At 64.8% G+C, this 13388-nt stretch carries 15 protein-coding genes; 11 read left to right on the top strand and 4 right to left on the bottom strand.

The window, feature by feature from the left end; genetic code table 11:
- Positions 1 to 25 precede the first annotated feature (25 nt).
- The 3 genes from IE097_RS07715 to IE097_RS07705 are packed head-to-tail and all read left to right on the top strand — an operon-like array spanning position 26 to position 1769.
- The gene (locus IE097_RS07715) at positions 26 to 418 is read left to right on the top strand and encodes a DUF2802 domain-containing protein (RefSeq protein ID WP_189459615.1); all 393 of its coding nucleotides are present in this window, start codon (positions 26 to 28) and stop codon (positions 416 to 418) included.
- Positions 419 to 420: 2 nt separating this feature from the next.
- Positions 421 to 1455, top strand: coding sequence for a flagellar hook-length control protein FliK (gene fliK, locus IE097_RS07710; RefSeq protein ID WP_189459613.1), 1035 nt, complete (start codon positions 421 to 423; stop codon positions 1453 to 1455).
- Entirely contained in the window at positions 1452 to 1769 is a 318-nt protein-coding gene (locus IE097_RS07705) for an EscU/YscU/HrcU family type III secretion system export apparatus switch protein (RefSeq protein WP_189459612.1), read from the top strand. The genes fliK and IE097_RS07705 overlap by 4 nt, the downstream gene beginning before the upstream one ends.
- Here IE097_RS07705 and IE097_RS07700 read toward each other — a convergent pair.
- Positions 1766 to 3115: a sodium-dependent transporter gene (locus IE097_RS07700; protein ID WP_189459610.1), complete on the bottom strand. Its 1350-nt coding sequence runs from the start codon at positions 3113 to 3115 to the stop codon at positions 1766 to 1768. The two genes, IE097_RS07705 and IE097_RS07700, sit on opposite strands and share 4 nt — an antisense overlap.
- 248 nt (positions 3116 to 3363) lie before the next feature.
- Between IE097_RS07700 and uvrC the strand changes: the two genes are divergently transcribed.
- Positions 3364 to 5211, top strand: coding sequence for an excinuclease ABC subunit UvrC (uvrC, locus tag IE097_RS07695; RefSeq protein WP_189459608.1), 1848 nt, complete (start codon positions 3364 to 3366; stop codon positions 5209 to 5211).
- On the opposite strand, the gene IE097_RS07690 is transcribed toward uvrC, so the two are convergent.
- The 3 genes from IE097_RS07690 to IE097_RS07680 all read right to left on the bottom strand — a co-directional run bounded on the left by IE097_RS07690 (position 5208) and on the right by IE097_RS07680 (position 6742).
- Positions 5208 to 5651 carry a GNAT family N-acetyltransferase gene (locus IE097_RS07690; RefSeq protein ID WP_189459606.1) on the bottom strand — a complete coding sequence of 148 codons (444 nt, stop codon included), beginning with the start codon at positions 5649 to 5651 and terminating at the stop codon, positions 5208 to 5210. The genes uvrC and IE097_RS07690 overlap by 4 nt on opposite strands.
- 4 nt (positions 5652 to 5655) lie before the next feature.
- On the bottom strand, positions 5656 to 6198 hold the full coding sequence (locus IE097_RS07685) for a DUF1415 domain-containing protein (protein ID WP_189459604.1): 543 nt from the start codon (positions 6196 to 6198) through the stop codon (positions 5656 to 5658).
- 67 nt (positions 6199 to 6265) lie between these two features.
- On the bottom strand, positions 6266 to 6742 hold the full coding sequence (locus IE097_RS07680) for a DUF4442 domain-containing protein (protein ID WP_189459602.1): 477 nt from the start codon (positions 6740 to 6742) through the stop codon (positions 6266 to 6268).
- Positions 6743 to 6943: 201 nt separating this feature from the next.
- Between IE097_RS07680 and pgsA the strand changes: the two genes are divergently transcribed.
- The 7 genes from pgsA to cmk all read left to right on the top strand — a co-directional run bounded on the left by pgsA (position 6944) and on the right by cmk (position 13299).
- Complete coding sequence (gene pgsA / locus IE097_RS07675; RefSeq protein WP_189459600.1) at positions 6944 to 7513, top strand: CDP-diacylglycerol--glycerol-3-phosphate 3-phosphatidyltransferase; 570 nt, start codon at positions 6944 to 6946, stop codon at positions 7511 to 7513.
- Positions 7503 to 8681, top strand: coding sequence for an MFS transporter (locus IE097_RS07670; protein WP_189459598.1), 1179 nt, complete (start codon positions 7503 to 7505; stop codon positions 8679 to 8681). Before pgsA ends, IE097_RS07670 begins: the two co-directional genes overlap by 11 nt.
- Before the next feature lie 95 nt (positions 8682 to 8776).
- Entirely contained in the window at positions 8777 to 9793 is a 1017-nt protein-coding gene (gene aroF, locus IE097_RS07665) for a 3-deoxy-7-phosphoheptulonate synthase (protein WP_189459596.1), read from the top strand.
- Positions 9794 to 9815: 22 nt separating this feature from the next.
- Positions 9816 to 10499: an META and DUF4377 domain-containing protein gene (locus IE097_RS07660; RefSeq protein WP_189459595.1), complete on the top strand. Its 684-nt coding sequence runs from the start codon at positions 9816 to 9818 to the stop codon at positions 10497 to 10499.
- Between the two features lie 134 nt (positions 10500 to 10633).
- Positions 10634 to 11512: a prephenate dehydrogenase gene (locus IE097_RS07655; RefSeq protein ID WP_189459593.1), complete on the top strand. Its 879-nt coding sequence runs from the start codon at positions 10634 to 10636 to the stop codon at positions 11510 to 11512.
- 50 nt (positions 11513 to 11562) lie between these two features.
- A complete protein-coding gene (locus IE097_RS07650) occupies positions 11563 to 12573 on the top strand; it encodes an aldo/keto reductase (RefSeq protein ID WP_189459591.1) in 1011 nt (336 codons plus the stop codon).
- Between the two features lie 60 nt (positions 12574 to 12633).
- A complete protein-coding gene (gene cmk, locus IE097_RS07645; protein ID WP_189459589.1) occupies positions 12634 to 13299 on the top strand; it encodes a (d)CMP kinase in 666 nt (221 codons plus the stop codon).
- Positions 13300 to 13388 lie beyond the last annotated feature (89 nt).

Below are 13388 nucleotides of genomic sequence, written 5' to 3'. Positions count from 1 at the left end.
TCCCCGCACGGGCGACGGAACGAGCATGAACGGCATCCTGATCACCTGGCAGCAACTGCTTTACGTCAGCCTTGGCCTGATCGTGTTCTACATCGCGCAGCTGCTGTTCTTCCTCAAACGCCACGGCTGGTCCTGGCCCAGGCACGCCGGCGGGCCGGATAATGCGCTGCGCACCGAAGTTGTGGCGTTGCGGCAGGAAATCGAACGCCTGAAAATCCGCCTTGCGGCACAGCAGGTCGAGTCCGTCACCAGCGGGGCCGAGCCGGTCGCCGAGGTCAGTGAAGAATCCCCGTATGCGCATGCCATCCGGCTGGCGCGGCAGGGGGCCGAAGCCGCGCAGGTGGCTTCGGTGTGCGGATTGTCCCGTGGCGAGGTCGACCTGATCATTGCGCTGTACCGCAAGCAGGGCCGCAGATAGCCATGCTGCCGGGGACCAATGCCGTCGGACTGCTGCAGCAATACTTGCAGGGCCAGACGCCACTGATCGACAGCGCCCGGCTTGCGGGTGCCGAAGAGGCATTGCTGACGGTGGGCGAGCGTTTGCAGGCCATCGTCCGCAACGAACTGCCTGGCGGTCGCTACGCAGTCCAGATCAAGGATCAGTTGCTCGACCTGAACCTGCCGCGCAATACCCAGCCCGGCGAGCAGGTCGATCTTGAAGTCGTTTCGACGTCGCCTGCGTTGCGTTTTGCCTTGCTGCAAAGCGCTGGCGTCGAGTCGCGGCCTGCCGCGACGCTCAGTACGGCTGCGCGGACGCTGGCTGAATTGTTGCGTCCATCGGCGGGAAGTGGCGCAGCCACGGTCGACGACCCGGAACCGCTGCTCAAGCCCGTCGCCGGTGCCGCGCCGGATGTGCCCAGACTGGCCGAACGACTGGCGCAAAGCATCAACAACAGCGGCCTGTTTTACGAGTCGCATCAGGCCGACTGGGTGCGTGGCGAGCGGCCGTTGCAGGCGCTGTTGCGCGAGCCGCAGAACGCCGCCAAGGACGATGCCGCAAGTACTATCCAAGGTGGCCGGGGCTACAGCGTCGCCGCGCCGGCTCCCAAGCTCGAGGAAGCACGCGCCATTCTTGGTCAGCTGGTGCAGCGGCAGCTGGATGCGCTCGATCAGGGCGGGGTCGTCTGGCTGGGGCAGGCATGGCCGGGGCAGCCGTTGCGCTGGGCCTTGCAGACCGAAACGGCCGACGAGCGGAATCCGGATCAGGTCGGCGAGGCCGTTGCGCAGCGCTGGCAAACCCGGCTCGACCTGACCTTGCCGAGACTCGGTGCGGTATCGGTCGTTGCCGAGCTGCATCAGGGGCAGTTTTCGCTGCGCTTCGTGTCGCCCGAGCCGTCAACGCGCTTGGCAATCAGCGCCGGGCAAACCGCCCTGCGTGCACGTTTCGAGGCGGCCGGCTTGTCGCTGGCCGGCACGCCGACCGTTGTCGCCGGCGACGGAGGCGGTGCAACGTGAGCAAGTCGCACAATCGCCAGCAGGCGGTGGCGCTCGCTTACGCCGACGGTGGCGGTGCGCCGCGCGTGGTGGCCAAAGGCCAGGGGCTGACGGCCGAACGTATCATCGAAAAAGCGCGCGAGGCCGGCGTGTTCGTGCACGAATCGCCGGAGCTCGTGTCGCTGCTGATGCAGGTCGATCTGGACCGGCACATTCCCGAGCAGCTTTACCGTGCGGTTGCCGAGCTGCTGGCCTTCATCTACCTGCTCGAGGCTGGTGCCGACGTGACGGCGCCCCAGTTCAAAGCACCGCCCGCCGTTCCAGAGCAGACCTAGAAAAGCCCGAGCGCCTTGAGCATGACGAGGGCAATCAGCAGCGGCGACACGTAGCGCAGCAAAACGAACAGCGTCTTCACCAGTGGGCGGTTGTCGAGCTGCCCATCGTTGGACAGCCCGGCCACCAGCCGGCCCATCCCGTACGACCAGCCCGCAAACAGGCAGATCAGGATGCCGCCCAGCGGCAGCAGCACGTTCGAACTCAGGTAGTCGAACAGGTCGAACGCGTTCAGCCCGAACAGCTTCCAGTCCTGCGCCAGACTTTGCGACAAGGACGCCGGCGCGCCGAGCAGCGCGATCACCGCCAGCGTGATCAGGGTCGCTTTCCTCCGGCTACAGGACCAGCGTTCGGTCATCATCGCGACCGGCACTTCCAGAATCGACAGCATGGCGCCGAGCGACGCGATCGCGGTCAGGACGAAGAACAGCACCATGAACACCCGTCCGCCAGGCATGCTGTCGAACACTGCCGGAATGGTCATGAACACCAGCGACGGCCCGGCGGCCGGTTCGAAGCCGAACGCGAACACAGCCGGGAAGATCGCCATGCCGGCGAGCAGCGATACGCTGAGGTCGGCAATCATCACGCGTGCGGCGGTGGCGGGAATGTTCTGTTCGGGACGGAAGTAGCTGCCATAGGTGAGCATGGTGCCCATGCCGATCGACAGCTTGAAGAACGCCAGCCCCAGCGCGGTCAGCAGGACACCGGTGCCGATCTTGGAAAGGTCCGGCGCGAACAGGAAGCGCAGCCCTTCGGCGGCGCCGGGCAGGGTCAGGCTGCGGACGCACAGTGCGATCAGCAGCAGGAAAAGCAGCGGCATCAGTTTCTTCGCGACCGCCTCGATGCCCTTGGAAACCCCGAGCATGATGATGCCGCCGGTGATCACCAGTACCAGCCACTGCCAGAACAGCGCCTGCAGCGGTGACGACACCAGCGCACCGAATGTGGCCCTGGCGCTGGCCGGGTCGGTATGACCGAGTGTGCCGGCGACGCTTTTGACGACGTAGGCAAACACCCAGCCGGCAACCTCGGTGTAGAACGCGAGGATGAGTACCGCGGCGACCAGCCCCATGTAGCCGATGGTCTTCCAGAACGGCTGCTTGGGCGAGAGGATTTCGAAGGTGCTGACCGCATTGGCGCGGGCGGTGCGGCCAAGCATGATTTCGGCGATCATCACGGGCAGGCCGACGAGCAGCGTCGCCAGTAGATAGACCAGCAGAAAGCCGGCGCCGCCGTTGGTGCCGGTCAGGTAGGGGAATTTCCAGATGTTGCCGAGCCCGACAGCCGAGCCGAGTGTGGCGACGAGAACGCCGAAGGTAGAGGTAAAGCCGTCGCGTTGCGCCATGGCGCGTACTCCCGGGTGGTGTCGCCGGTGGCGAGGCATGACCCGGGCGCTGCATCGGTACGGCGTGCCCGTGCCGGGACGAACGGAGAACCTTGCCGCGTTCGGGCCGCGCGCAGCTTCAGCGGGCGACTCAATTGCGTAATAGACCCCGCCGGGATCGCCGGCGAGGACAAGGCGCGGATTATCGTCCCGATCGGCTGCGTTGTCGCTTCGGGAAAACCGCAGCGCAGACGCGGTAAAATGCCTTCATGAACGCTGAAACGCCTGCCGTCCCGACCGACGTCCGTCTTGCCGCGCTGATCGAGCACGTCAAGGCTTTGCCTCACCTGCCCGGCGTGTACCGCTATCTCGATGCCGACGGCGCGATCCTCTACGTGGGCAAGGCGCTCGATCTGCGCAAGCGGGTCGGTTCGTACTTCCAGAAGACCGACCACAGCCCGCGCATCCGGCTGATGCTGGCACAAGTCGCGAAAATCGAGACGACGGTGGTGCGCAGCGAAGCCGAAGCGCTGGTGCTGGAAAACAACCTGATCAAGGCCCTTTCGCCGCGCTACAACATCCTGTTCCGCGACGACAAGAGCTACCCCTACGTGATGATCACCGGACATGCGTCGCCGCGGCTGGCGTACTACCGGGGGGCGCTCGACAAACGCAACCAGTACTTCGGACCGTTTCCGAACGGTTATGTGGTCAAGGAGTCGCTGCAGCTGCTGCAGAAGGTGTTCAAGCTGCGGACCTGCGAGGACTCGGTGTTTGCCAACCGCTCGCGTCCCTGCCTGTTGCACCAGATCAAGCGCTGCTCGGCCCCCTGCGTGAACCTGATCAGCCCGGAAGCGTATCGGCGCGACGTCGACAGTGCGGCGCTGTTCCTCGGCGGCAAGGCCACCGAGCTGCTCGACGAACTCCAGTCGCAGATGCAGGCCGCATCGGAGAACTGGGATTTCGAGCGCGCGGCGATGCTGCGCGACCAGGTTCAGGCGCTGGCGAAGATTCAGGAAAAGCAGTTCGTCTCGAGCAATACCAGCGAGCTTGATGCCGACATCGTCGCCTGCGTCGTCAAGGACGGCATGGTCTGCGTCAATCTGGCCATGGTGCGCGGCGGGCGCCACGTCGGCGACAAGAACCTGTTCCCGAGCCACGCCGATGATTACGACGCGGCCGAAGCGTTGTCGGCGTTTCTGGCACAGCACTATCTCGATCGCAGCGTGCCGCCCATGGTGCTGTGCCATCCGGCGCCGCCGGATGCCGACGTGATCGCCTCGCTGCTGTCGGATCAGGCCGGGCGCATTGTCCGGCTCAACAGCAATCCGAACGGGGAGCGCCGGGTCTGGCTGGAAATGGCGACGAAGAATGCCGAGCTGGCGATCGTGCTGAGGCTGGGGCAGGCTGCGACGCAGGCCGGCCGTCTCGAAGCGCTGGTCGAGGCGCTCGGCTTGCCGGACGACACACAGCGGATCGAGTGTTTCGACATCTCGCACACCATGGGCGAGCTGACCGTGGCGTCGTGCGTGGTGTTCGACCGGGGCGACATGCAGCCGAAAGAGTATCGCCGCTACAACATCGAGGGCATCACCGGCGGTGACGATTACGCGGCGATGAAGCAGGTGCTGACCCGGCGTTACGGCAAGATCGCTGCGGGAGAAGGCGTGGTGCCGGACGTGATCCTGATCGACGGCGGCAAGGGACAACTGGCGCAGGCCGAGGAGGTGATGGCCGAAGTCGGGCTGACGCAGCCGGTGCTGATCGGGGTCGCCAAGGGCGAGACGCGCAAGGCGGGTCTCGAGCAGTTGATCCTCGCAACGACGCACGAGGTCAAGCATCTGAAGCGTGACCATCCGGGGTTGCATCTGGTGCAGCAGATCCGCGACGAGTCGCACCGCTTCGCGATTACCGGGCACCGGGCGCGCCGTGCCAAGGCACGCGTTGCGTCCAGTCTCGAGGACATCGACGGTGTCGGACCGAAGCGCCGGCAGCGTCTGCTGGCCCGCTTCGGTGGCTTGCAGGGCGTGAAGGCGGCCAGCGTCGACGACCTGATGCTGGTCGACGGCATCAACGCCGCACTGGCCGAGAAGATCTACGCTGCGCTGCGCGGCTAGCTGCCGCGGTACTCCATGACTTCTTCGCCGTTGATCATCTCGCCGGTCGCGACCCAGCCGCATCGGCGGTAGAAACCGTGGGCCCGGACTTTCGGGTCCGGATTGGCGACGAGCCAGATCCGCGCGTGACCGAGTGATTGCAGCCAGGCGACGACGCAGCCCAGCAGTGCCTTGCCGATGCCGCGACCCTCGAAGTCGGGCAGTAGCGCCAGCACCAGCATCTCGCCGCCGTCCCGGTCGCCGCTGGCAAAACCGACAATGCGGCCGTCGATCTCGCACAGCCAGCCCTTCACCTCGCCGCGCTGCATGGCGGCGGCGCTGGATTCCGGCGTGATGCCGTAGCCGGCGAGTTCTTCCGGTGTCAGCGCGTTGTCGCGCGTCTGCCCGCGCAGCACGAACAGGGCGGGCAGGTCGTCGGCCCGGGTTTCGCGGATCAGCATGGTTTCAGTCCTTGCGACCGATGTTCAGGGCATCCCAGCCGGCATGACCGAGCTGTTCCAGTGTCGCGATATTGCGCTCGAAGATCGCCGACGCGTCGGGAAACGCCGCAGCCGCGCGCGCGATGCTGTCTTCGCGCAGCAGGTGCAGCGTCGGATAGGGCGAACGGTTGGTGTAGTTGCCGATGTCGTCCGGCCCGGTACCGGCGAACTTGAAGCGCGGGTGAAAACTGGCGATCTGCAGGATGCCCTCCAGATCGTGTTCGCCGACGGCTTCTTCGGCAACGCCGATGACATCGTTGAAAACGAGGAAGTCGTCGAACAGTGTCGGGTGAATCAGGAGTGTCGTATCGATCTCGGTCGGGTCGGCGGCGGCCAGCAGGTCGAGTTCCCGGTCGAGTTCTTCCAGAAAGCCGTCGAGATGGCGTGCCTCGCTCACGACGTAGCGGACCTGCTCCTTGACGTAGACGGCCTTGGCAAACGGGCACAGGTTCAGTCCGATGACGGCTTTTTCCAGCCAGTCGCGCGTGGCGTCGATCACGTGTTGCATGGGGTGCCCCGGTCTGGTCGTTCGAGGCGTGATTCTGCCGCTGACGTTGCGTTTGCACCAGCCCGGGTCAGTCGAGACTGCCCGGGATCGATTCGCGCGCTTTGGGTTTTCTGCGTACGTACAGCGTTTTTTGGACTCGGGCGACGATCTCGCCTTTGGTGTCGACGATCTCGACGTTGAACTGCGGCAGGTATTTTTCGCCACCATCGGTCCGGGTGCGGATGTCGTCCAGCGTGCCCTGATCCAGCCGGAAGCGAGCGGTCACGACGCCCCGGCCGGGGGCGAGGAAGTCGATGCTGGCGCTCTGGTCCCAGACGTAATAGTCGCGGCCGAGCGTATGCATCAGCATCAGCATGTACCAGGCATCGGTCATCGCGAACAGGCTGCCGCCAAAGTGGGTGCCGACGTAGTTGCGGTTGTACCAGCGCAGCCGCAGCTCGACGTCGACCTCGTGGTAGTCGGCAGTGATGCGGGTGGCGTGGATGCCGGTGAGCAGGAAGGGGGGCCACCAGTTGATCAGGCGGCGAAGCAGGCTGGCGTTCATCTCGGATTTCCGGTGTGGTGGCGATCAAAATCTCAAACGATCGTTTAAATGTCAATCGCGTTCGGTGCCGGTGTTGCCGTTTGGGGCGGAGGCGGATCGATGCCGAGGCGGCACGTTTGGGCCGGATGTAATCGTGTGTTTCGCGCAACGGGGGCAAACGGCTAGAATGCGGTACTTTCAAGTTCAACCGTCGCCGCACCGATGCCCCTGAATCTGCCCATCATGCTTACCTGGTTGCGCGTCGCGCTGATTCCGGTCTTCGTCGGTCTGTTCTATCTGCCCGATGTGCTGGTCAGCGTGCCGATGAAAAACGCAATCGGTGCGGTGATCTTCGCTGTGGCAGCGCTGACCGACTGGTTCGACGGCTATCTGGCCCGGCGCTGGAACCAGACGTCGAGCTTCGGCGCCTTCCTCGATCCGGTCGCCGACAAGCTGATGGTGGCGGCTGCACTGATCCTGCTGGTCGAGATCGGCCGCGCGCCGGCGTGGCTGGCGGTGATCATCATCGGTCGCGAGATCACCATTTCCGCATTGCGCGAGTGGATGGCCCAGTTGGGCAAGACGAAGAGCGTCGCCGTTGCCTACATCGGCAAGCTCAAGACTGCGGCCCAGATGCTCGCCATCCTGTTCCTGCTCTGGTACGGCCCGCTGCTGCCGGGCGTGCCGACCGACCTGATCGGTTCGATCGCGCTGTACATCGCCGGCGTGCTGACCATCGTTTCGATGTTCTACTACCTGCGCGTCGCGGCCCAGCAGTTCCGTGAGGGCTGAGTCGCCTGCGGGCGGCGTTGCCGTCATCGGCGGCTTCTACTTCTGCTACTTCGCCTTCAACGGGCTTTTCTCGCCCTACTGGGGGCTTTATCTCGCCGCCCTGGCCTTGCCTGCGTGGCAGATCGGCATTCTTACCTCGCTGACCCAGGTCAACCGCATCTACGCACCGGCGATCTGGGGCTGGCTGGCCGACCGCAGCGGCCGGCGGCGAGCGATCCTTCGGTTGGCCGGCATCGCCGGCCTGATCGGCTTCCTGCCGCTGCTGGCCGTCGACTCCTTCTGGCCGATGTTCGTGGCCGTTCTGTTTGCCAGCTTCTTCTGGAGCGCCGCGCTGCCGCTGGTGGAGTCGCTGGCGATTGCCCGACTTGCCGGCGACAGCGGCCGTTACGCGCGGCTGCGGGTATGGGGGTCGATCGGCTTCATTGCCGCATCGCTGGGTGCCGGCTACTGGATCGAGGCGAGCGGAGTGCGGGTTTTTCCGCTGGCGGTGGTCGGTACGATGGCCGGGTTGGCGGTCTACTGCTGGCGCTTGCCCGAGTCGCCGGTCAGGCGGGCCGTTGCTGCGGTGCAGGCCGGTTTCGGCGAAATCCTCCACCGTCGCGAGGTGCGGGTGTTTTTTGCCGGCTGCTTCCTGATGTCGCTGGCGCATGGTCCTTACTACAGCTTCTACTCGATCCATCTGGCCGAGCACGGTCTGGCGCAAAGCACGATCGGCTGGTTGTGGACGGTGGGGGTGTTGGCCGAGGTCGGCCTGTTTCTGGCCATGCCGTGGCTGAATGTGCGCCTGTCGCCGAAGGCCTTGTTCGTTGGCGACTTTGCGATTGCGGTCGTCCGCTTTCTGCTGATTGCGTTCGGCGCGGGCAGTTTGCCGCTGCTGGTGATCGCCCAGCTCGGTCATGCGTTCACGTTTGCCTGTCACCATGCCGTGGCGATGGGCTATCTGCACCGGCACTTTGCCGGTGCGCATGCGGCCAAGGGGCAGGCGCTCTACATCGCGGCGTCTTTCGGCATCGGCGGCAGTCTCGGCGGGGTCATCGCCGGCTTTCTGTGGGCGGATTTCTCCGGTTCGACGGTGTTTGCCCTCGCGGCGAGCGTGTCGGCGCTCGGTGGTGTGCTGTGCTTTGCCGGTTTGCCTGCGACGGAAAGGGGCGGCATGACAGGGCGGTAAAATGACGGTTGTCGTCCGGCCGTAGTATTGCGACGATGTTCAGCCTATTCGCCTGCTAGCGTAAACGCAGGTCAGACCCAACTGGACAAGCAGCAATGATCATTGTGATGCAGCAACACGCGTCCGACGCGGAAATCAGCGCGGTCGTCGACGAGATCCGCAAGGCAGGCCTGCAGGAGCACGTTTCACGTGGTTCCGAGCTGGTCATCATCGGCGCCATCGGCGACGAAGACCGGATCAATCCGGGCCACTTCGAAATCATGGCCGGCGTCGAGCGCGTCACCCGCGTCACCAAGCAGTACAAGATCGTTTCGCGCGATTCGCACCCGCAGGGTTCGGTGATCAAGGTGCGCGGCATTCCGATCGGCGGCGAGCAGATCCAGGTGATTTCGGGGCCGTGCTCGATCGAAACCCAGGACCAGATGAACGTCGCCGCCGATGCGGTCGCGGCCGCCGGCTGCCGGATGATGCGTGGCGGCGCGTTCAAGCCGCGCACCAGTCCCTATGCGTTCCAGGGGCTCGGAGTGGAAGGGCTCGAGTACTTCCAGCGCGCGGCCGAGCGCCACAAGCTGCCGATCGTGACCGAACTGATGGATGTGCGCATGCTCGATACGTTCATGGAGTACGACGTCGACGTCATCCAGATCGGCGCGCGCAACATGCAGAACTTCGACCTGCTCAAGGAAGTCGGCCGGGTCAACAAGCCGATCATCCTCAAGCGCGGCCTGTCGGCCACGGTCAACGAATGGCTGATGGCGGCCGAGTACATCGCGGCCGGCGGCAACCACAACATCATTTTCTGCGAGCGCGGCATCCGTACCTTCGAAACCGCGTACCGCAACGTCCTCGACGTGACGGCGATTCCGGTGCTCAAGCGCGAAACCCACCTGCCGGTGATCGTCGATCCGAGTCATGCCGGTGGCAAGGCATGGATGGTGCCCGCGCTGGCGCAGGCAGCGGTAGCGGCCGGTGCGGACGGTCTGCTGGTCGAAATGCACCCGAATCCCTGCGATGCATGGTGCGACGCCGATCAGGCGCTGACGCCTGACGAACTCAAGTCGCTGATGGTGACGCTCGGCGCCATCGCCAAGGCCGTGGGCCGTTCGATCTGAAACCCAACAAGGAGAACATGACATGAAAAAATCGATCATTCGCAGCAGCCTGATGGTGGGTACGCTGGCCATGGCAATGATGGCCGGTGCGCAGGCGCGTTCGATGCTCGACGGCGACTATCGTGTGGAGCGGCTGGTGTACGACGGCACCGTGCAGCGTTTCGGTGACGACACCAAGCCCTCGGTCCAGATCGACGGTGCGCGCATCAGCGGCTTTGCCGGCTGCAACCGTTTCATGGGGCAGATCGAATACGGCAACAAGCCGCTGAAGGTCGGCCCGCTGGCCTCGACCCTGATGGCCTGCATCCAGAACGAAACCGCCACCTATGAACATGCAATGCACCAGGTCCTCAACGGCGCCAAGTCGTTCTCGCTGGCCAACGGCAAGCTGGTGTTCAGCAACGATGCCGGCAACCTGATCTCGCTGGTGCGTGCCGAAGCGGCTGCGCCGGCCGGTGTCGAGCGGGTGCTCGAAATCTCGCCGGAGCGCAAAACCTGCAGCGGCGTGGGCAGGATGGAGTGCCTGCAGGTGCGCGAGCCGGGAGCGGCCGACTGGCAGCTGATGTACTTCGGTATCGAGGGCTTCGAGCCGCAGCCGGGCGTCGGTTATGTGGTCAAGGTGCGTGAAGAGCGCGTCGAAAACCCGCCGGCCGATGCACCGAACCGCAAGCTGATCCTGATCGAAACGCTGGAAACGCGTCGCTGATCGCGCAATCCCGTTAAAATGACTGGCGCCGCGTCCGTGTTCGAGCCGGTCGTTGCGCCACCGTTGCTTTGCCGCCGCCCTCGGGGTGGCGGTTTTCCGTTTTCAATTCCCGCCCGGAGCGGGGCGATGATCCGATGACTCCTGTTCGCAAACTGGTTCTGCTGGGGACCGGCCTGATTGGCGGTTCGTTCGCGCTGGCGCTCAAGCGCGCGCGGCTGGTGCAGCATGTCGTCGGTGTCGGGCGTAATCCCGCCAATCTGGCCCGGGCGCTTGATCTGAGCGTGATAGACAGTGCCAGCCACGACGCGGCCGATGCGGTGAAGGACGCGGAGATGGTGCTGCTGGCGACGCCGGTCGGGCAGATGGGGCGGCTGATGGCCGGGATTGCCCCGGTGCTGGCGCCCGATTGCATCGTGACCGACGGCGGCTCGACCAAGCAGGACGTAGCGGCACTGTACCGAACGCACCTTGCGGGGCATCTGGCGCACTGCGTGCCGGGTCATCCGATTGCCGGCTCCGAGCTCTCCGGTGCCGCAGCCGCGCAGTACGGCCTGTTCGAAGGGAGGCGCGTCGTACTGACGCCGTTGCCGGAGACGGTGGCCGATGCCGTTGCCCGTACCCGCGAGCTGTGGCAGGCCTGTGGCGCGGAGGTGTTCGAGATGAGCGCCGCCGAGCACGACGGCATTTTTGCTGCCGTGAGTCATGTGCCGCACCTGCTGTCCTTTGCCTACATGAATGCGCTGCTCGACAAGCGCGAGGTCGCAGCCTGTCTGGATTTTGCGGCAACGGGATTTCGTGATTTCACCCGGATTGCCGGTTCGCATCCGGACATGTGGCGCGACATTGCGCTTGCCAACCGCGACGCGGTGGCGGCCGATCTGCGCGCCAACGTGACGGCGCTGCAAGCGCTGATTGCGCTGGTCGAGTCGGAGGACGCTGCGGCGCTGACCGCATACATCGACCGAGCCAGCAAGGCGCGTACCGAATGGGGCGACCGCAGCCGCAAGGCCTGAGTCGTCGTCCGGTGCGCTGCTTGCCGGCGTGCCGCTTCAAGGAGAAGAACATGACCTATGTCCCCGATCCGGCCCGTTACGATGGCCGCATGCCTTATCGCCGCACCGGCCGCAGCGGTCTGCTGCTGCCCGCCATCTCGCTCGGGATGTGGCACAACTTCGGCGGCAACAAGCCGTACGAAAACAGCAAGGCCATGATCCACAAGGCATTCGACCTTGGCATCACCCATTTCGACCTTGCCAACAACTACGGTCCGCCACCGGGCTCGGCCGAGGAAACGTTCGGTCGCGTGCTGGCGGATGGGCTGCGCACGCACCGGGACGAGTTGATCGTCTCGACCAAGGCCGGCTGGCAGATGTGGGATGGTCCGTACGGCGATCTTGGCAGCCGCAAGTATCTGGTCGCCAGTCTGGACCAGAGCCTCAAGCGGATGGGGCTCGACTATGTCGACGTGTTCTACTCGCACCGCCCGGATCCCGATACGCCGCTCGAGGAAACCATGGGGGCCCTCGACGCCATCGTGCGGCAGGGCAAGGCGCTGTATGTCGGGATTTCGTCGTACTCGGCCGATCAGACGCGTGAAGCAGCACGCATCCTCAAATCGCTGGGGACGCCGTGCCTGATCCATCAGCCGTCGTATTCGATGTTCGACCGCTGGATCGAAAGCCCGGCGCAGGCGGGTTCGGCCGCGTTGACGCAGGTGCTCGACGACGAAGGTGTCGGCTCGATCGCGTTTTGTCCGCTGGCTCAAGGGCTTCTGACCAGTCGTTACCTCGACGGCATTCCGGCCGATTCGCGTGCGGCGGCCGTCGACAACCCGTTCCTGACGCCGGACAAGGTCGAAGTGCGGCTGGCGCAGGTCCGGGCGCTGAACGGGATCGCGGCGGCGCGCGGCCAGAGTCTGGCGCAGATGGCGTTGGCCTGGGCACTGCAAACGGTGACGTCGGTCATCATCGGTGCCAGCAGGGTCGAGCAGATCGTCGAAAACGTCGGCGCGGTCGAGCGGCTTGATTTCAGCGCCGATGAGCTGGCGAAGATCGAGGCCGTGCTGAAGGGTTGATTGGTCGCACATGACAAACCGACCGGCGGATGATCCGCCGGTCTTTCATTGGAGTTCTGCATGTCTCTCGTTCCCGTCATCACCATCGACGGACCGTCGGCTTCGGGCAAGGGGACCGTGGCGCAGCGTGTCGCCGCGGCGCTCGGCTTTCACTATCTGGATTCCGGTGCCCTGTACCGGTTGACCGCGCTGGCGGCCGAGCGCCGGGGGGTGGTCTGGCGTGACGAGCTGGCGGTCGCAAAACTGGCGGGCGAGCTCGATGCCGTGTTCGATGGTGCGGCGGTACTGCTCGACGGCAACAACGTGACCGAAGCCATCCGCAGCGAAGGAATCGGCATCGGCGCGTCGGTGGTTGCTGCGCTGCCGGCGGTGCGGTCGGCGTTGCTCGCGCGTCAGCATGCGTTCGCCGAGGCGCCCGGGCTGGTTGCCGATGGCCGGGATATGGGCTCGGTGGTATTTCCCGACGCACGGCTGAAGGTGTTCCTGACGGCCTCGGCGCAGGCGCGCGCCGAACGTCGCCACAAGCAGTTGCTTGCTGCCGGCGAGCCGGCCGATCTCGCCGCAATCGCCGCCGACCTTGAGTCTCGCGATGCCCGTGACCGGGCGCGCAAGGTTGCGCCACTGCAGCAATGGGCCGATGCATTGTTGCTGGATACCACCGATATGGGGGTCGACGAAGCGGTCGAACAGGTATTGTCGTGGTGGAAAAATGCGCTAAGCGCTTGAAGTGAAAAAGAGAATTCAATAAAATCGCAGCTGTCCCGGTTTCGGCGCATGCCGAGCCGGGCTCAAGCGTTTTTATTTTGAAGGTATCG

The organism is Jeongeupia chitinilytica (assembly GCF_014652315.1).
GTDB classification, from domain to species: Bacteria; Pseudomonadota; Gammaproteobacteria; order Burkholderiales; family Chitinibacteraceae; genus Jeongeupia; species Jeongeupia chitinilytica.
This window is presented reverse-complemented; position numbering and strand designations above follow the sequence as displayed.